General features: G+C 69.8%; 15 protein-coding genes and 2 tRNA genes. 15 read left to right on the forward strand and 2 right to left on the reverse strand.

Going from position 1 to position 17,916, the window contains the following annotated elements:
• Positions 1-112: 112 nt before the first annotated feature.
• The 12 genes from Q0568_RS03245 (at position 113) to Q0568_RS03300 (ending at position 12,160) form a co-directional block, all read left to right on the forward strand.
• The gene (locus Q0568_RS03245) at positions 113-778 is read left to right on the forward strand and encodes a GntR family transcriptional regulator (protein WP_298862167.1); all 666 of its coding nucleotides are present in this window, start codon (positions 113-115) and stop codon (positions 776-778) included.
• Positions 779-852: 74 nt separating this feature from the next.
• Positions 853-1,344 carry an FBP domain-containing protein gene (locus Q0568_RS03250; RefSeq protein ID WP_298862170.1) on the forward strand — a complete coding sequence of 164 codons (492 nt, stop codon included), beginning with the start codon at positions 853-855 and terminating at the stop codon, positions 1,342-1,344.
• 52 nt (positions 1,345-1,396) lie between these two features.
• Complete coding sequence (locus Q0568_RS03255) at positions 1,397-2,194, forward strand: enoyl-CoA hydratase/isomerase family protein (RefSeq protein ID WP_298862173.1); 798 nt, start codon at positions 1,397-1,399, stop codon at positions 2,192-2,194.
• Positions 2,195-2,281: 87 nt separating this feature from the next.
• The gene (locus tag Q0568_RS03260) at positions 2,282-3,385 is read left to right on the forward strand and encodes a hypothetical protein (protein ID WP_298862176.1); all 1,104 of its coding nucleotides are present in this window, start codon (positions 2,282-2,284) and stop codon (positions 3,383-3,385) included.
• The gene (locus Q0568_RS03265) at positions 3,382-4,182 is read left to right on the forward strand and encodes an inositol monophosphatase family protein (RefSeq protein ID WP_298862181.1); all 801 of its coding nucleotides are present in this window, start codon (positions 3,382-3,384) and stop codon (positions 4,180-4,182) included. The genes Q0568_RS03260 and Q0568_RS03265 overlap by 4 nt, the downstream gene beginning before the upstream one ends.
• A gap of 245 nt (positions 4,183-4,427) precedes the next feature.
• Positions 4,428-5,588, forward strand: coding sequence for a peptidoglycan DD-metalloendopeptidase family protein (locus Q0568_RS03270; protein WP_298862184.1), 1,161 nt, complete (start codon positions 4,428-4,430; stop codon positions 5,586-5,588).
• Positions 5,589-5,655: 67 nt separating this feature from the next.
• A tRNA-Thr gene (locus Q0568_RS03275) sits at positions 5,656-5,727 on the forward strand.
• A 30-nt stretch (positions 5,728-5,757) separates the two neighbouring features.
• Positions 5,758-5,831: transfer RNA gene (locus Q0568_RS03280), tRNA-Met, on the forward strand.
• Between the two features lie 304 nt (positions 5,832-6,135).
• A complete protein-coding gene (locus Q0568_RS03285; protein ID WP_298862187.1) occupies positions 6,136-6,456 on the forward strand; it encodes a hypothetical protein in 321 nt (106 codons plus the stop codon).
• Positions 6,457-6,562: 106 nt separating this feature from the next.
• Entirely contained in the window at positions 6,563-8,038 is a 1,476-nt protein-coding gene (locus Q0568_RS03290) for a DUF3375 domain-containing protein (RefSeq protein ID WP_298862191.1), read from the forward strand.
• 175 nt (positions 8,039-8,213) lie between these two features.
• Positions 8,214-8,831: a DUF4194 domain-containing protein gene (locus Q0568_RS03295; protein WP_298862474.1), complete on the forward strand. Its 618-nt coding sequence runs from the start codon at positions 8,214-8,216 to the stop codon at positions 8,829-8,831.
• Positions 8,828-12,160, forward strand: a complete 3,333-nt coding sequence (locus Q0568_RS03300) for an ATP-binding protein (protein ID WP_298862195.1) — start codon at positions 8,828-8,830, stop codon at positions 12,158-12,160. The genes Q0568_RS03295 and Q0568_RS03300 overlap by 4 nt, the downstream gene beginning before the upstream one ends.
• 24 nt (positions 12,161-12,184) lie before the next feature.
• Here Q0568_RS03300 and Q0568_RS03305 read toward each other — a convergent pair whose 3' ends face one another.
• Complete coding sequence (locus tag Q0568_RS03305; RefSeq protein WP_298862198.1) at positions 12,185-14,032, reverse strand: acyltransferase family protein; 1,848 nt, start codon at positions 14,030-14,032, stop codon at positions 12,185-12,187.
• A gap of 55 nt (positions 14,033-14,087) precedes the next feature.
• Here Q0568_RS03305 and truA point away from each other — a divergent pair, with 55 nt between their 5' ends.
• On the forward strand, positions 14,088-14,930 hold the full coding sequence (truA, locus tag Q0568_RS03310) for a tRNA pseudouridine(38-40) synthase TruA (protein WP_298862201.1): 843 nt from the start codon (positions 14,088-14,090) through the stop codon (positions 14,928-14,930).
• A 37-nt stretch (positions 14,931-14,967) separates the two neighbouring features.
• Complete coding sequence (locus Q0568_RS03315; protein WP_298862204.1) at positions 14,968-15,636, forward strand: endonuclease/exonuclease/phosphatase family protein; 669 nt, start codon at positions 14,968-14,970, stop codon at positions 15,634-15,636.
• A 406-nt stretch (positions 15,637-16,042) separates the two neighbouring features.
• On the opposite strand, the gene Q0568_RS03320 is transcribed toward Q0568_RS03315, so the two are convergent.
• Entirely contained in the window at positions 16,043-17,023 is a 981-nt protein-coding gene (locus tag Q0568_RS03320) for a hypothetical protein (protein ID WP_298862207.1), read from the reverse strand.
• A gap of 420 nt (positions 17,024-17,443) precedes the next feature.
• Here Q0568_RS03320 and rplM point away from each other — a divergent pair, with 420 nt between their 5' ends.
• Positions 17,444-17,890 (forward strand): 50S ribosomal protein L13, encoded by a 447-nt coding sequence (gene rplM, locus Q0568_RS03325; RefSeq protein ID WP_298862210.1) that lies wholly within the window; start codon positions 17,444-17,446, stop codon positions 17,888-17,890.
• Positions 17,891-17,916: the final 26 nt, after the last annotated feature.

The raw sequence follows: 17,916 nt of genomic DNA on the forward strand, positions 1-17,916 counted from the left end.
AGAGCATGAGTCAGGAAGACCGCTGCGGGGCTCCCACCACCATCATCACTGTCAGTTCTCGACGTTGTCGGAGACGGATCACGTCGTCGCAGGAGGAGGATGCGCCGTGCCAGTGCCCCAGCATGAAATCGGACCGTCGCGGCCGCGCGTCCTGGTGCGCGAGCGCGTGCGGGAGCAGCTGCGCGAGGCGATCCTGACGGGCGTCCTGCTGCCGGGCGAACGGCTGGAGGAGGGGGCGCTGCGCGCGTGGCTGGGGGTCTCGGCCACGCCGATCCGCCAGGCGCTGCATGCACTCGCCATCGAGGGGCTGGTCGTGTCGGCCCCGCAGTCGCACACGATCGTCGCCATCCCGCAGCCGGAGCACGCCGTGCCCAACCTTCAGGCCGTGGGCGTTCTCCTGGTGGGCGTGAGCGCCCTCACCGTGCCGGAGCTCGCTCCGGACGAGCTTGTGGAGCTGGCGAGGATCGCCGGGGAGGTGGCGGACCGGCTCGCAGCGGGCGATGCGCAGGGATCCTCCGAGGTGTCGGGAAGATACTTCATGCGGCTGATCGAGCGGTGCCCGAACAGTGTGCTGGTCGGTCTCACCAAGAGGTCCGGAACATCGCTGGGATACCACGCGTTTCTGTCGCGCGACGCCCTCGGCGACGCGCTCCGCACGGTCGAGAACGGCTACCGGTCGCTGCAGTCCGCCCTGCTCGACGGCGACTCATCGTCCATCGACCGGGCGACACGGGCGTGCTTCCTGCTGGTGGCAGATGACCGCGACGGCGGCAGCTGAGGCGTTGGGATCGGTGCGCCTTCTCGCTTCGGGGCCGTTCGCCTTCCCGGACTGAACCTTCTTAGACTGAACCGATGCGACCACTCACCGAAGCACAGATCCGTGAGTCCATCGGGAACGCGGATGCCGAAGAGATCGCCCAGCTCGGGATGCCGCACGACTTCATCCTGACCGACTGGGACTATCTGGACTTCCTCGCCTGGCGCGATCCGGAGTCCTCTCGGCGCGGTGTCGTCATCGTCGAGCACGAAGGAGCCCCGCGAGGGATCGTGCTCCGCGCGACCGACCCCTCTCGCGTGCGCTCGGGCATGTGCAACATCTGTCACACCCTGCAGCCCGGCAATCAGGTGGCGCTGCTGACCGCGCGCCGGGGTGGAGCGAAGGGGCGCCGCGGCGACAGCGCGGGCACCTATATCTGCGCGGACCTGTCCTGTCACGAGAACGCGCGCCTCGCGCATCCGCTGGCGCCGAACGAGGTGCGCGCCCCCGGCCAGGCCGACCTGCGCCTGGACGGCACGCGTCATCGCATGGAGGCCTTCGTGGCCAGGGTGCTCGGCGAGGAATGAGCCTGAGTCCCGGATAAGCTGAGACTGAAGATCTGCGCATCGAAGGAGAGCCATGTCCGATTCCATCCTGCTCAGCGTCGCCGACGGGCTGGCGCACCTCACGCTGAACCGGCCCGCGAGCCTGAATGCGTTCGATGCGGATCTCGCGCACGCCTGGCGCGATGCGACCGCCGAGGCGGTCGGTCGCGACGATGTGCGCGCCGTCGTGCTGGATGCCGCCGGCCGGGCCTTCTGCGCCGGTGGCGATGTGCTGGCCATGGCGACCGGCATGGGTGGCGGCGCCGACATCACCGCGCTCGCGCACGTGATCAACGAGGGCATCGTCTCGCTGACCACCTCGGCGATCCCCGTCGTGGTCGCCGCGCACGGCACCACCGCCGGCGGGGGCCTGGGCATCATGATGTGCGGGGATTACACCGTGGTCGGCGCAGGCTCGAAGATCGGCAGCCTGTACGCCAACATCGGGCTGACGCCCGACCTGTCGGTCACCGCGCAGCTCGCCCGCGCGATCGGAGAGCGCCGTGCGCTGCAGCTGGTGCTGCAGGACCGCCTGCTCTCCGCCGACGAGGCGGTGGAGTGGGGCCTGGTCGCGGAGGCGGTGGGGGGAGCGGATGCCGAGGCCGAGGCGGATGCCGTGCGCGAGCGCGCGCAGGAGATCGCGCGCTTCTGGCTGTCGGGCGCCGCAGGAGCCTACGGTCAGGCCAAGCGCCTGATCCGCTCGCAGCCGTCCCGCACCTATGCGGAGCAGCTGGCCGAGGAGGCCCGCTCCATCGGGGAGGCGTTCGACACGGCGGAGTCCAGGGCTCGGGTCGCCGCATTCGCGGCGGCGTCCCGCAAGTCCGCGCACTGACCCGCTGCGACGGGGTTATCCACAGTCTCCGGCGGCGCGCGGGGTGCGCATGGCAGGATGAGAGCACGACCGCCGGAGGGGATGCTCATGTCTGACACGACACCGCACGCCGATACCAAGCAGATGACCTCGAAGCTCATGCGCGGGGCCATCTGGATCGCCATCGGCGCGCTCATCGCCGCCGCGCTCGTCTGCGTGGTGTGGGTGCTCATCGGCGACCAGGACGGCATCATCGGCCGCGCATTCCTGACGATCCTGCTGCTGGCGCTGTTCGCCGGTGTGGCGATCCTGGAGTCCAATCTCTCCGCGAGTCGACCCGACTGGCTGGCGCTGGCCAGCATGATCAGTTGGATCGTTGTGCTGCTGGTCGGCGCGGTGAAGATCTGGCTGCCCGAGGAGGAGCGCTACGGCGGCTGGGCCATTGTGCGCTTCTGGCAGCTGATCCTCGTGATCGGCATCCTGCAGCTGGCACTGCTGCACCTGCGGCTGTTCCTGAAGGCGTCGCAGCGCTACGTCACCGCGTTCACCCGTGTGATCACGATCGCCACGCTGGTCGTCCTGGGGCTGCTGGTCGCCATGCTGGTCTTCTTCCTGACCTTCCCCGACCTGTTCGAATACAGCGACCTGTACTGGCGCATCGTGATCGCGCTGACGATCCTCGCCGCCGTCGGCACGACGCTGATCCCCCTGCTCAACGCGCTGTTCGCGCCCCGTCGGCCGCGACCGGCGCCGCTGACGCACCAGCCGTCGTACGTCGAGTCCCAGGGGTCGTTCGTCACTCCGGCCCCGCAGCCGCAGTGGCCGACGTACGCCGATGGACGCACGCCGTTGCCGGTCATGCCCGACGGATCGCCGGACTGGAACGCGTACTACACCGGACAGCCCACGTACCCGGCACCCGCACAGGGCTTCCCGACGCTGGATGCTCCACCCGCGCAGCAGGCCCCTGCGCCGCAGGCACCCGCGCAGCAGCAGGCACCCGCGCCGCAGACACCCGAGCAGCGGCCTGCCCCTGCGCAGCAGCAGGCGCCCGGGCAGTTCGCGGCTCCTGCCGTGCCGGCTCCTGAGCAGTACGCTCAGCCGGCCCCCGCCCAGCCCGCGGCTCCGCCGCAGGAACAGCACCCGCCGGTCCCACCGGTGAGCGGCTCCTTCCCACCGCCGCCTCCCGCGGCTCCCGGCGGCGCCGAGTGAACGACGTCGAGCTCGGCGCGCTCGCCGCGGACATCGCCCTCGAAGCCGGCGCACGGGCGAAACAGCGTCGGTCGGAGGGCGTCGCACTGGCCGCGACCAAGTCATCGCTGGCCGATATCGTCACCGAGGCCGATCGCGAGGTCGAGCAGCTCATCCGGGACCGACTGCACGCCGAACGGCCGGATGACGGCTTCTTCGGCGAGGAGAGCGGCGCGGAGGCAGGTACCAGCGGCCTGACCTGGGTCGTCGATCCGATCGACGGCACGGTCAACTACGCCTATGGCATCGGCGCGTATTCGGTGAGCATCGCCGTCGTGCAGGGCGAACCCGATCCGCAGCGTTGGCAGGGCATCGCAGGCGCCGTCAACGCACCCGTGCTCGGAGAGCTGTTCACCGCCGTGCGTGGCGAGGGCGCCTGGCTCTCGGGCAGCCGGCTGTCGGTCGGCGAGGCTACGGCGGCAGGAGCGCTGCTGGGCACGGGGTTCGGCTACGACCCCGCCACGCACGAGGGCGACCTGGCGATGGTGCGTCGAGTGATGACCATGGCGCGCGACGTGCGCCGGATGGGATCGGCCGCCATCGATCTGTCCTATGTGGCAGCCGGGCGGTTGGACGGCTACTTCGAGCGCGGCCTGAAGCCGTGGGACTTCGCTGCCGGGGCGCTGCTGGTGCAGGAGGCCGGCGGGGCGGTGACCGGACTGGAGCTCGCATCGCCGCGCCCCATGCTGATCGCCGGCGGACGCGCGGTGCACGACAGGCTGCGTGGCATCATCGAGGCCGCCGGCCGAGCGGACTGAGGGAGTTCGTTCGAGTGCATGGCTTTTTCAGCGGACTGTCTGTACAGTGTTTATCTGTTCGTTACTTTCGCGGCCCGAAAGCGGAAGTGGCCAAGTACCCCCGTGCTTGCTGATTACTCGAGAGTTGTGACTTGCCCCCTGTACGTCCTGAGGATGGCCCCGCGCTGACGCGGCGCGCCAACCGACTCCGCAACGCCGCCCCGGCGGCATCCGGGCCTCTCGCGACTGCAGCTCCTGTGACGTCGGTGATCGACGGACCTGAGGCTGTGCGCGCGGAAGCCGTTCACGTTCTGACCGCGGTCGCGCAGAGTTCTCCCGAGCCGCTCAGTCGGCGTGCGCGCCGGCTCGCCCAGGCGAAGGCCGCACAGGCTGTGAGCGCACCGCACATCCCGCAGGCTCCGATCGACGAAGCGCACATCACGGTCGCCGAGGTCGAATTCGCCGAGGTCGCCGCAGCCGAAGTCGTGCCCGTCCCGGAGCCTGAGCTCGGCGTCGCCGTGACCACGCTCGCCGCACCGGCCGCGCCATCCGATGACGTGTTCGCACAGGCCTCCAGCGCTTTCGGGTTCGCCCCCGTCGAGCATGTCGAGGCCTCGACGGCGATCATCGACCACGACGAGCCGGTGCAGGCATCCGCCTCGTCGAATCACGTGGCTCCTCGTCGTCGCATCCGGCGTCGTCTCGCAGCCGCCGGCGCGAGCCTCGGAGTGATGGGCGTCGCCGGGCTCATCGCCGTGTCGATGACGCTCCCCGCCAGCGCAGTCGCCGCCGTGCAGGCGGGAGACGGCGGGGCCACGGCATCGCTGGTCGCGTCGAACGCGTCGACCGCCAAGAAGGCCGACAAGGGCGAGATCCAGGCCTACGTGGCATCCGACGACGCTCAAGGGGAGTCGCTCGCGCGCTCCGATGCGTACTCGACGATCTCGCTGCTGGATGTCGCAGCCGAGGAGAACATCAAGTTCTCCGACAGCCTCTACACCAACGACCCCAATGCGGCCATTCAGTGGCCGTTCATGGTCGGTGTCGCGATGAGCTCCCCCTTCGGCATGCGCAACGGCCGCATGCACGAGGGCATCGACCTGGTGCCCGGCAACGGCGCGACCATCCAGGCCATCGCCGACGGCACCGTGCGCGAGGCGACCGAGTCCGGCGGCGCCTACGGTGTGACGATCTACATCGACCACATCATCGACGGCAAGCTCATCACGAGTCACTACGCGCACATGCAGCACGGCTCCATGCTCGTGCACACCGGTGACAAGGTGAAGGTCGGACAGCCCCTCGGCAAGGTCGGTACGACGGGGCGGTCGACCGGCCCGCACCTGCATTTCGAGCTGATCGTCAACGGTTCGAGGATCGATCCGCTGCCCTGGCTGCGCGCGAATGCGGGACGGTATTCGTACTGACGGCTCGATTTCATTTGTGAGCCGTGCGGATGCTAGGCTCATCTGGTTGCCCTGACAGGGGCAGCACGCCCCGATAGCTCAGTGGCAGAGCACTTCCATGGTAAGGAAGGGGTCGTCAGTTCAATCCTGACTCGGGGCTCGCAGCACCACTCTCGGAGTGTGTGAATGCGGCGGAGTAGCTCAGATGGTGAGAGCGCACGACTCATAATCGTGAGGTCGCGGGTTCGAGTCCCGCCTCCGCTACAGAAACAGAAAACCCTCGGTTCGCCCGGGGGTTTCGTCGTATGCCGGGCCTGCTGCACGCCGGTTCGCGGGTCGCGGGTCGCAGTTCGCTGGTTCGCGGGTCGCAGATCGTCGTCTCGTCGAGTGGGAGGCCACCATTCGGGCCCCGCGAATAAGGGCGCTGTGCGGTCGCGCGTGTCGCGGGTCTCAGATGGTCGTCTCATTGTGGGGGAGGCCGCCATTCGGGACCCGCGAGCGAAGGCATGGGCAGCGGTTCCGAGCTGCCCCCCTTGTCCGCCTCCTCGCGGCGGAGGATCATGGCGGCATGGATGCCGTGGAGCGTGGCGTGATCGGTCATCGTGCAGCGCGCCCGACGCGCAGGGCTGTGCCGACGGCGGTCGTCGCGCTCGTCGCCCTGCTCGGCGTGGCGCTCGGGCTGCTCGGATCGATCTTCGGTCCCTATTACGGGCTCGTGGCCGGAGCACTGATAGCGGGTGCCGGAGCTCTCATGCGCAGAAGATCCGCGTTCGGACTGCTGCTGCTGGCTTTCGGCATCGGGGTGGCTGTCGGATCACTGGCGTACGTCGCGCTCGGGCTCCTGCAGCAGGGCGCGTCGGGCAGCGGCTCGGGGTCCGGCCTGGGCTGAACGCTCGTGGAGCACCGCGATCTCGGTGTGCTCCGTCCTGCTGATCGTGTCCGTCGACGAGCTGCGGCAACGTGGTGATCCCCCCGCGCCCGGTAAACTCGTCCCGATGACTGGTACGCGTGCCGAGGCGGCATATTCCCGCTCCCTGGCAGCGTTCAGAACGCCGACCCTCGGGCTGCTGCACGGGCGCCAGGCGCCCTTCGTCATCGCGTCCCTGTCGATGCTCTTCACAGCCGATCGCCCGGCGGTACCCATCGCCGATGCGCATGCCGAGGTCGACGAGACCCTCACCGAGCTGCGCGCAGCCGGCTACGACGATGAAGACCGCCGCATCCCCGCAGGCTCCGGCCGCGAGGTGTGCCGCACCTGGGCCAAGCAGGGCTGGCTGGTGCAGCAGATCGACGACGACACCGAGGTGTACCGGCTCTCCGCGCATGCCGTCGAAGCTCTGGAGATCACCGGCCGCACCGGCGGCAACCGCACGCGTGTCTCCAGCTCCCGCGTGCGCACGCTGCTCGAGGCCGTCGAGCGGCTCGCCGACGATGCCGAGGCCGACCCCGTCAAGCGCATCGCCCGGCTCACCTCCGAGCGCGATGCTCTGGATGCCGAGATCCTGCGCATCCAGGCCGACGGCACCGCTCCGCTGGACGACGAGGAGCTGTACGAAGAGGCCGAGAACGTGCTGCACCTTGCCCGCGAGCTGCCGGCCGACTTCACGCGCGTGGCCGAGTCGCTCAAGCAGATGCAGCGCGACGTGGTCTCGTACCTGCGCCGCGACGACCGACCCACCGGCGAGGTGCTGCGCGAGTACCTGCAGCGTGCCAAGGACGTCATGCAGTCCACGCCCGAGGGCCGCGCCTTCGCCGGCGCGCTGCGCCTGATCGGCGACCCCGACCGCATCGACGCGCTCACCTCTCAGCTGCACGACCTGCTCGCGCAGCCGTTCTCGCGCTTCCTCGACCCTGCGCAGCGCGTCGAGTTCGACGCCATCGGCCGCCGTGTGGAGCTGGGTGTCGAAGAGGTGCTGAACGCGCAGCGCCGGGCATCCCACGTCATCACCGGGCAGGTCAAGAGCCACGATCCGCTGCGCGACCGGCAGATCGACGAGCTGCTGCGCGACGTGATCGCAGGCCTGCACGACTGGGCCGGCGACGCACCGCGAACGGCATCCGTCGACCCGATCCGCAGCCTGCCGCTGATCGACCTCGGTCGCCTGCGACAGAGCGTCGGCGACATCCGTCCGCCGGGTTCACCCGCGCCGCTGACGGAAGCCGACGACGTGGAGTACCTCGATGTCGATGAGCGTTCGTGGGGCGGGCCGCACTACGCCGAGCTCGAGGCGTACGTCGCGGAGCTGGGCGGGGGGTTCGACCTCGGCGAGGCCTTCGAGGGAGCTCCGGATGCCGATCGCCGGCCGGTCGACCTGGTGGGGCTGCTGGAGATCGTGCACCAGGCCGGTATGGCCGAGCAGGATGCGCTCTCGACCGTCGAGACCCTGCGCCCCGACGGGACGACCCGTCGCTTCGCTTTCACGGCCGTCACCGCTGCCGTCGCCGAGACCAAGGAGGATCAGGATGCCTGAGACCGAGCTTGATGAGGCCTCCCACCTCGCTGACCGGACCACCGCGGGATTCGGCGGCGCAGCCGGGGAGCCGGATGTCGGTTCCCAGAAGCCAGAACCAGCATTCGGCTCCCGGGCAGGCACGGATGCTCCAGGCGCGGCTGCCGACGACGCACCGTTCGTCGCGCCGGTCGCCATGGAGGACGACCTCGACGAGCTCTTCCCGGGCGACCGCGGAACGCTCGACGCCGAGGTGCGTCGCGTGCTCGTGCACGTGCTGCAGCGCCGGTTCCTCAGCGCCGAGGGCAACCGCGCCGAGTGGAGGCTCCTGCTCGAGCACCAGCAGCTCATCGAGTCGCGCCTGCACGACATGTACCTCCGCCTGGTCGTCGACCTGGGCCGCGGCCTGGCGTACAAGCAGCAGATCCGATCCGACGAGTTCGAGATGCCCGTCCTGCTGAAGGACACCCCGTACAACCGCACCGAGACGCTGGTGCTCGTGCACCTGCGCACCGTGTTCCTGCGGGAATCCGCCTCCGGCGAGTCCGCCCCTCGCATCGACGTCGAGGACGTCGAGCAGACCGTGCTGAGCTATCTGACGGATGCTGACGGCTCGACCGCCCGGCAGCAGAAGGCCATCCGCGCGGCGCTCGACCGGCTCGACCGCGAGGGCGTCATCGACGAGGAGACCACGGGCCGCTACCGCATCAGTTCGCTGGTCGAGGTGGTGCTCAGCGCCGAGAAGCTCGCCGAACTGCGCACCTGGCTGCGCGCGCAGGCCGAGAAGAACCCGAAGGACGGGGCAGACGAATGACCATGCTCGACACGCTCTTCGGCCTGATCCCGGCCGACTCCCGCGGGCAGCAGTGGGTGGCCGAGGACCTGCAGCTGATCAACTGGGGTGGCTACGACGGCGGCCCGCACCGGGTGCGCTTCTCGCCCAATGCCACGCTGCTGTGCGGCGGGTCGGGCTCGGGCAAGTCCACCCTGATGGACGCCTACATCGCCCTGATGATGCCGCACACCACGCCCTTCAACGGGGCCTCCAACGGAGGCGTCACCGGTCGTCCGCGCGGCGATGAGCAGCGCAACATCCTCTCCTACGGCCGCGGCAAGATCGACGAGTCGCGCACCGACGAGGGCACCAGACTGCGCGTGCTGCGCGGTGACGGCGAGGACACCTGGACCGCCATCGCCATGACCTGGCGCGACCACGACGACTCCCGCTTCACTGCCATCCGCGCCTGGTACATCCCGGCCGGTGCGCGCATCCTCGAGGACACCGTGCGCGTGCGCGCCACCGTCGACGGGCCGTTCGACCTCGCACGGCTCGAACAGGCGGCATCCCACCGCCTCACCGACGCGAGCCTGCGCGAACTGGGGCTGGAGACGCTCGGCACCGATCGCGAGTTCTCCGCCCGCCTGCATGCGGTGCTCGGCATCGGCGCGGCGGGCTCCGGCGCCAAGGCCATGAGCCTGCTGGCCCGCATCCAGGCCGGCCAGCAGATCACCACGGTCGACGACCTGTACAAGCGTCTCGTGCTCGAGGAGCCCGAGACGATGGCCGTGGCGGATGCCGTGGTCGCGCACTTCGATGAGCTGGAGAGCACGCGCACCAGCATGATCACGGCGCGGCAGCAGGTGAACGCGCTGGAGCCGATCGCCGGCATCCAGGAGCGCATCGAGGCCGCCGCCGAGCAGATGCGCCTGATCGACGAGGTCGGCGAGTTCTCGGCATCCGAGTCCCGCGCCGCACTCTGGCAGGCGCAGCGCCGGCTGGATCTGCTGCGCGAGGTGGAGGACGAGCTGCGTGATCGGACTCACGCGCTCGACCTGAGCCTGCGCGAGAAGAAGGCCCTCGTCGAGGCCGCCGAGGCCGAGCGCGACGGGCTGCTCGACCTGCTGCGGCAGTCCGGCGGCGACCGCCTCGAGACCGCGCAGCGCGAGCTGCGCGCGGTGGAGCGGCGTCTGGCCGAGGTGCAGCGCGAGCGGACACGCGTGGACGCCGTGCTCGCCGGGCTCGGGCTGACGGCCGGGACTGCGGACGAACTCGCGACCATCCAGCAGGACGCGCGTTCCGGGGGAGATGCGGGCGCCCGCCGCGCGGCCCGTGCCGCGTTCGCCGAGGCGGAGTCCGCCCGTCACGCGCTGGTGCGGCAGCGCCGCGAACTGGACGAGGAGCGTGAGAACGTCGGGCGCGGCAGCATCCCTGCCGCGCTGGATCGCGCACGCATGATGCTGGCGGATGCTGCGGGGCTGGACGCCGACGACCTGCCGTTCGTCGCCGAGCTCGTCGAGGTGCGCACGGAGTTCGAGCCGTGGCGCGAGGCGTTCAACCTGGCGCTCGGCGGCTTCGCCACCACGCTGCTCATCGATGCCTCGAACGTGACCGCCTTCCGCTCCGCCATCGACCGGGTGCGCACGCCGGTCCGGCTGCGGTACGAGGGCGTGCACACCGGGCTCGCGACCTCGGATGCAGCCGATTCGCGCACCCTGCCTGGCCGCCTGGACTACCGTGAGACGCCGTTCACCGGCTGGCTGCAGCAGCGACTCGAGGAGCGCTTCGGCTTCGTGTGCGTGGACTCCTCGGCGCAGCTGTCCGCGCACACGATGGCGCTGACCATCACCGGTCAGATGTCGCAGGGCAACCGCGGCGCGCACGGCGGCCACGGCCGCGAGAACGTGCTGGGCTTCTCGAGCGAGCGGCGACTGCATGAACTGTCGTCGCGGGTCGAGCGTCTGGATGCGCAGGTGCAGGAGGCGACGGATGCCGTGCACGCGGCGGAGCACGCCATGGACGCCATCGAAGACCGTCTGAAGGCGTTCGCCCTGGTCCAGGACGTGACGTGGGAGCAGCTCGACGTCGAGGCCGTCGTCGCCGAGCGCGACCGTTGGGCCGCCGTCGAGACCGCGGTCACCGCGGAGAACCCGGAGATCGCCGAGCTGAAGGGGCGGGCGGAGAGCCGTCGCTTGACCGCCTCCGTGCTGCGCGACGAGATCGGCGCCCTGGGTGCGCAGCGCGCCGACGCGCAGGAGCGGTGGGGTGAGGTGACCGACCAGGTCGACGCCTGCCAGAGCGTGATCGACTCCGCTGACGACCTCTCGCTGTCCTCGGCGCAGGCAGCTTTCCTGGACGACCGTTTCCTGCTGGACGACGCACCTGACGACGCGGCATCCGATCGTCTCGCACGTCTGGACCTGGCGCTGAAGACCGCCGCGACGCGGCTGGTCGGCGAGCGGCGCGCTGCCGCCGAAGCGCACGAGGAGCAGCGCGAGCGGATGCGCCAGTTGATGGCATCCTTCCTCGAGCGCTGGCCGAACCTGAACCTGCTGCCGGACCCGGACGCGTCGGTGGCGGAGTTCCAGGGCATTCTGGCTGCCCTGCGCACCAGCGGCCTGTACGAGCTGGAGCGGGAGTGGCGCGACAGCCTGCTGGGGCTGAGCGGAAACGACCTGACCAGCCTCGATTCCACGCTGAGCCGCTCGGTGCGCGAGATCCGCGATCGCATCGAGCCCATCAACGCCATCATGCGCGAGCTGCCGTTCTACGATGACGAGCACCGGCTGCAGATCTCGCCGCGCGAGAACCAGTCCGAGGCGCGCAAGCGGTTCCGCCGCGAGCTGCGCGAGGTGCGCGGGCTGATCGAGGCGGCGTCGACGGATGACGAGCGCGAGAACGCCTACCGCCGCATGAGCCGCCTGATCGGCCGCATGCGCCGCACGGCCCCCGACTTCGCCGAGCTCATCGACGTGCGCAACCATGTGCGGGTCTCCGCCGAGCGCGTGCACGCCGGCACCGGCGAGCACGTCGCGCTGTACGACCACATCGGCGAGAAGTCCGGCGGCGAGTCGCAGGAGCTGGTCGCGTTCATCGTCGGCGCGGCCCTGCGCTACCAGCTGGGGGATGCCGGCGCCGAGCGCCCGCGCTATGCGCCGGTGTTCATGGACGAAGCCCTCATCAAGGCCGACGCGCACTTCACCAAGCGCGCGATCGGAGCCTGGCGCGGGCTCGGCTTCCAGCTCGTGATCGGCGCCCCGAACGACAAGTACAGCGCGATCGAGCCGCACGTGGATGTGGAGTACACGATCCTCAAGGACACCCGCGGCCGCTCCTGGGCCAAGGCGAAGGTCGCCGTGGACTGAGGTTCGGCCGAAGCGTCGCCAGTGTCAGTACCCCATCGGCTCCGGAGTGCGGTGCGGGCGGGCGGCGCGCTCGGCCTCGGAATCGCGGATGCCCTTCTCCACGACCTCCGCGAAGATCCGCCCACCGGCGGCACCGGGGTGGATGCGGTCGCCGGCCAGCAGATCCTCGTGCGGCGCGATGGCTCCGGACCAGTCGGCGACGACCACGCCGCTGCGCACCGAGGCGAAGGCCTGCAGCTCGGCGTTCACCCCGGGGATCCAGTCCCGCGGCGCGTAGGCGTTCACGAGCACCAGATCTCGGTTCGGCCCGACCTCGTCGGCCATCTTCTGCAGCACGCGCCTATCGATCGATCCGTTGGTGCCGAGGGCGACCACCACATGCTGTCGCAGGGCGCCCGAGGCCGCCAGCGCGTCGATGATCCCCGGCCCCTTCCAGCTCGAGCGCGAGACCTTCGCATCCACGAACGCGCCGGGGAAGCGTTCGTACAGGGCGGGCGCGGATGCCAGCATCACCGAGTCCCCGACGGCGGTGATCTGGTTCCCATCGATCGCGGTCGGTGTCGGCTCAGGATGCGGAGCGGGCTTCGCCGTCCGATTCTTCAGGGCCTTCTGTCCGGCCAGGATGGTCGCCTCGGCGGTGGTCATCGGCGGGGCCATCGCCACGGCCGCGGTGGTCCCGCCCAGCGCCAGCAGTGCGGCGACCAGCGCGCTGAGGGTCGCGAAGCGCGTCAGCGGGTTGCGCTTGAAACGCGCGCCGATCGCGCGCAGCGACCTGCGCAGTCCGAGCCTCCGCACGGGCGTCTCCAGCATCCGGAACGAGACGGCCGCGATGACCACGGCCAGCACCAGCGTCACCCACCCCGACAGCACGGGAACCCCGGCGGCACCGGCGGAGACGCCCTGCCCTGTCGCGGCGAGCACCAGCACCAGCAGCGGCCAGTGCCACAGGTAGATCCCGTATGACCGGTCGCCGATCCAGCGCAGCGGCTGCACGTCGACGGCCCGGCCGAACCAGGAGCCGGGCAGGACTCCGGCCAGGATCGACAGCAGTGATCCGACGGATGCCAGCAGCAGCGTTCCGGGGAAGCCGGAGCCCGCCGGGTGCCCTGGCTGCAGTGCGGCCACCACGATGAGCCCGATGCCCAGCATCCCGATCGCGAAACCGCCCACCCGGGCAGCCGAGGAGTGCATCCATGCCCGATCCGGCATGTCCCGCAGCGCGAATGCCAGTGCGATGCCCAACAGCAGTCCGAACGCGTGCGAGTCGGTGCCGAAGTACGCGCGGGTGACGGCGCCCTCGCCGACCAGCACCGACATCCACCAGGCCGAGGCGCCCGCCGCGACGATGGCGAACGCGACCAGCAGCCAGCGCGCCCGCAGCACCACCAGCAGCAGGGGCAGCAGCAGTGGCCAGAGCAGGTAGAACTGCTCCTCGACGGCCAGCGACCACACATTGCGGAACAGTTCCGGCTCGGTGGCGGCGAAGTAGTCCGAGCCGCCGGCCAGCGCCACCCAGTTGTAGCTGAACGTCGAGGCGCCCAGCAGCTGCCGGCCGATCCCCACCAGCACGTCACCGCCGATCGCCCATGCGACGCTTGCGCAGACCGTCAGCGCCACGGCCAGTGCGGGCAGCAGCCGGCGCGCGCGGCGGCGCCAGAAGTCCAGCATCCGATATCCGAGCGAATGCGTCGACGGACGCAGCATGAGCGAGGTGATCAGGAATCCGCTCACCACGAAGAACACGTCCACGCCGACGAGTCCGCTGTGCACGCCCGCGCCGGGGAACAGGTGATAGATCAGCACCAGGCCGACCGCGATCGCCCGGAGTCCGTCGAGCCCCGCGAAGCGGGACGGCGAGGGGGATGCAGGCATAGCGGAGGAAGGCACGTTTCAGAGGGGGCTTGACCCTCCAGTCTAGGCTGAGCAGGTGCGCATTCGCTTGGACATCGCCTATGACGGGACCGGCTTCCGGGGCTGGGCGAAACAGCCGGGACTGCGCACCGTGCAAGGAGTGCTCGAGGCAGGACTCGCCCGCATCGTCGGGTCCGAGGCGCATCTGATCGTGGCGGGCAGGACGGATGCCGGCGTGCATGCGTCCGGTCAGGTGGCGCATGTCGATCTGGACGAGGCGCAGTGGTCGCGCGTCACAGCGCGGCACGGGAAGGCGGCATCCGATCCCGCCGGGTCGCTGGCCCGCCGCATCCGCGGGGTGCTCGGGCAGTACCCCGACGTGACCGTGAGCCGCACGACTCTCGCACCCGACGGCTTCGACGCGCGGTTCTCGGCGGTGTGGCGCCGGTACCGCTATCGCCTGGCCGACGCGGGTGTGGGCTACGACCCGATGCGTCGCAACGACACCACCGCCGTGCGTGCCTCGCTCGACGTCGACCAGATGGATGCCGCCGCCCGCACCCTCATCGGGCTGCACGACTTCGCCGCGTACTGCAAGCCGCGCGAGGAGGCCACGACCATCCGCGCGTTGCTGGACTATCGCTGGCATCGGGATGCCGACGGCGTGCTCATCGCGGATGTGAAGGCCGACGCGTTCTGCCACAGCATGGTGCGCGCGCTGGTCGGCGCCTGCGCGGCCGTGGGGGAGGGCAGGCTGTCCGTCGACGACGTCGTGCGGCTGCGCGAGGAGCTCACCCGCACCAGCGCCTTCAAGGTCCTTCCTGCCCGGGGGCTGACGCTCGCGGAGGTCGGATACCCCGCCGACGATCTGCTGGCGGCCCGTGCCGAGCAGACCCGAGCCCGACGCGACCGGGAGTAGTCGGCCGACGTTCATCCTGCGGCGGTAACGTGGCCCCATGAGGCTCATCTCGTACAACCTGCGCAAGCATCGCGCCGCGGGCGAGCTGAACGCGCTGGTCGCCACGCACGACCCCGACATCCTGTGCCTGCAGGAGTGCGACACGACGCTGCTCCCGGATGCCATCGGCGGCCTGGGGCTGGTGAGGGCGACGTCCGGCAACCGGCTGGGCCTGGCGATGTATCTGCGCAGCAACCAGTACCGGGTCGAGCGCGTGCGCACCATCGGGCTGAAGAAGTCGCTGCACGACCGAGTGCTCAAGCCCGCCAACGAGCGGGTGCTGGGGGCGCGGCTGCTGAACATCGACACAGGCCGGCACGTGGTGGTTGCGTCGTTCCATGCGGCGCCGCTGACCGCGCTGAACTCGCTGCGCCGCACGCAGATCCGCGCCGGGCTGAATGCCCTTCAGGAGCTCGCCCCCGGCATGCCGGTGCTGATGGTCGGCGACTACAACTACCCGGTGTTCAAGGAGAACCTGGGCCAGACCGTCCGCGAGCACGGCTACCGCCTGACGCTCAGCGACGACCGCACGTACACGCGGTACCGGGTGTTCCGCGGGCACTACGACTTCGCGACCTCCAACGGCTTCGACATCTCCCGGATCACCACACTGCCGCAGGGCACCAGCGACCACCGCCCGATCCTGGTCACCGCCGAGGCCGGCTAGCCGGACCCAGTGCTTTCGCGGGTCGCGAATGGCGGCCTTGCGGGGGTGGAGGCAGCCATATGCGACCCGCGGGAGTGGTTGCTCCGTGCTCCGGGTGTGTCGTGGGGCGCGACTGGTGGTCTCGCGGGGGTGGAGGCAGCCATATGCGACCCGCGGGAGTGGTTGCTCCGTGCTCTGGGTGTGTCGCGGGGCGCGAACGGTGGCCTCGCGGGGCTGGAGGCAGCCATATGCGACCCGCGGGAGTGGTTGCTCCGTGCTCCGGGTGTGTCGCGGGTCGCGAATGGTGGCCTCGCGGGGCTGGAGGCAGCCATTCGGGCCCCGCGAACCAGGGCCCGCAGACCGGGCGCACAAACGAGCCCGCGGACCGGGCGCACAACGGGCTGGCGAAGGGCTCCTGAAGGTCGACTCACATGCGGCGAGCGAGAGCATCGCGGACGATCTGGGTCGCGCATCGGGTCCAGCGGATGTCCTGTGACGTGAGTCGCACGGTCTCCCAGCCCGCGGCCGAATAGTCGCGGTACTTCTGCATATCGCGGTTCCACTGCTTCTTCGAGGTTCGATGGTGGTCGCCCTCCACCTCGATGGCGATCTTCACCGTCGGATACGCGAACTCCGATATGCCCAGCCGACGGCCGTGCTCGTCGTAGACCTCGACGTCGAGTTCAGGCTCGGGAAGCCCGGCATCCTCGGCATCCAACCGGAAATCCGTCTCCAGCGGCGACGAACTGCCCACGCGGATCCTCTCCAGCGCTCGGCGGAGCTTGCGCACGCCGACATGGCGCCCTGCGCCAACGGCCTCACGCAGCTGCTCGACGGTGGCTGCGACCAGTTGAGGGCGCTGTCTCCCGCGATCGTCGCGTGGGATCTGGACGATGGCATCGCCGACGATGATCAGCTCGCGCACGCTCAGGTGCTTCGCGAGCATCGTCCAGGTCGTTGCTGGTGAGGTGATCGGGATGCCGTCGAGCTCGTCGATCGCCACCATCCACGGCTCGATCCGCCTTCCCTTCACACCGGCGCCGCGGGGTGCCCGGCTCGGGGACAGCACAGCGACCTCGAGCTCGTCGGGAGCATCCACCGGATACTCGCGGATCACGGCGGCGCTGCGACCGCAGATGAAGCCACCGGGCGCCATGACCGTGAGGAATGTCCTGGCTTTCGCCTTCATCCGCTGTGCGTCAGCCCGCGTGCGTGCCAGGGGAGAGGTGTCCTCGGCGATCTCCTTCTCCTGCTCGGCAATATCGGATGCTGTGCGCCTGGCGCCATGGAAGGGCGACGTGAGGTCAAGGGCCCTCAACCGTGCACGGCTGACTCCGGCGCGCAAGGCAGCAGCGGTGCTGAACTGCGCGCCGATGTCCTTCGGCAGCGGGGCAGGTGAGAACGGCATCCATCCACAATGCAGTCTGGAGGGGACAGCGGATGCCGTGGATCCCAGTGATTGTGCACAACTCCGCAGATCTCGAAGATGTGCAGCAGGACTGGCGAGGCATCCCGTGCGTGTCGCGGGTCGCGAATGGTGGTCTCACGGGCGTTGAGGCAGCCATATGCGACCCGCGGGAGAGTGGGGGGCGCGAGGGGAGGGGGCGCGAGGGCGGGGCGCGAGGAGAGGCGGGGTGGCCGGACTTGGGAACCACGGGCCGGATGCTGTAAGCTCGACCTTTGGTGCCTGTGCTTCGGCCTGCCGAGGCGCCGGTACGACGAACGTGAGCCCTCCACTGGCGTGTTCACCTCGGGCATCCGCCCAGGAGAACCACCCCGGAGTGGGATTCACGAACCTCTCCGTTCGAATCAAGAAAGCAGCACTATTGTGACGCGCACTTACACCCCGAAGGCCGGGCAGGTCCAGCGTGACTGGATCGTCATCGACGCCACCGACGTCGTTCTCGGCCGCCTGGCTTCGCACGCCGCCGCCATCCTGCGGGGCAAGCACAAGCCCACCTTTGCCCGCCACGTCGACGTCGGCGACTTCGTCGTCATCGTCAACGCCGACAAGGTCGCCCTGACCGGCCAGAAGCTCCAGAAGAAGATCGCCTACCGCCACTCCGGTTACCCGGGCGGCCTGACCGCGACCTCCTACGCCGAGCTCCTCGAGAAGAACCCGGTCCGCGCCGTGGAGAAGGCCGTCCGCGGCATGCTCCCCAAGACGACCCTGGGTCGTCAGCAGCTGGCCAAGCTGAAGGTCTACGCAGGTGCCGAGCACCCGCACGCCGCCCAGCAGCCCACGCCGTACACCCTCGACCAGGTCGCCCAGTAAGCGCCCCTCAGATCTCAAAGGACATA

It is taken from the genome of uncultured Microbacterium sp., from assembly GCF_937927635.1.
GTDB lineage: Bacteria > Actinomycetota > Actinomycetes > Actinomycetales > Microbacteriaceae > Microbacterium.

Bases quoted from the DNA above. Each gene is read 5' to 3' on its own strand.
- Q0568_RS03250 (WP_298862170.1), top strand. From the start codon at position 853: ATGCGACCACTCACCGAAGCACAGATCCGTGAGTCCATCGGGAACGCG.
- Q0568_RS03255 (WP_298862173.1), top strand. From the start codon at position 1,397: ATGTCCGATTCCATCCTGCTCAGCGTCGCCGACGGGCTGGCGCACCTC.
- Q0568_RS03260 (WP_298862176.1), top strand. From the start codon at position 2,282: ATGTCTGACACGACACCGCACGCCGATACCAAGCAGATGACCTCGAAG.
- Q0568_RS03285 (WP_298862187.1), top strand. From the start codon at position 6,136: ATGGATGCCGTGGAGCGTGGCGTGATCGGTCATCGTGCAGCGCGCCCG.
- Q0568_RS03290 (WP_298862191.1), top strand. From the start codon at position 6,563: ATGACTGGTACGCGTGCCGAGGCGGCATATTCCCGCTCCCTGGCAGCG.
- Q0568_RS03295 (WP_298862474.1), top strand. From the start codon at position 8,214: ATGGAGGACGACCTCGACGAGCTCTTCCCGGGCGACCGCGGAACGCTC.
- Q0568_RS03300 (WP_298862195.1), top strand. From the start codon at position 8,828: ATGACCATGCTCGACACGCTCTTCGGCCTGATCCCGGCCGACTCCCGC.
- Q0568_RS03305 (WP_298862198.1), bottom strand. From the start codon at position 14,032: ATGCCTGCATCCCCCTCGCCGTCCCGCTTCGCGGGGCTCGACGGACTC.
- Q0568_RS03315 (WP_298862204.1), top strand. From the start codon at position 14,968: ATGAGGCTCATCTCGTACAACCTGCGCAAGCATCGCGCCGCGGGCGAG.
- Q0568_RS03320 (WP_298862207.1), bottom strand. From the start codon at position 17,023: ATGCCGTTCTCACCTGCCCCGCTGCCGAAGGACATCGGCGCGCAGTTC.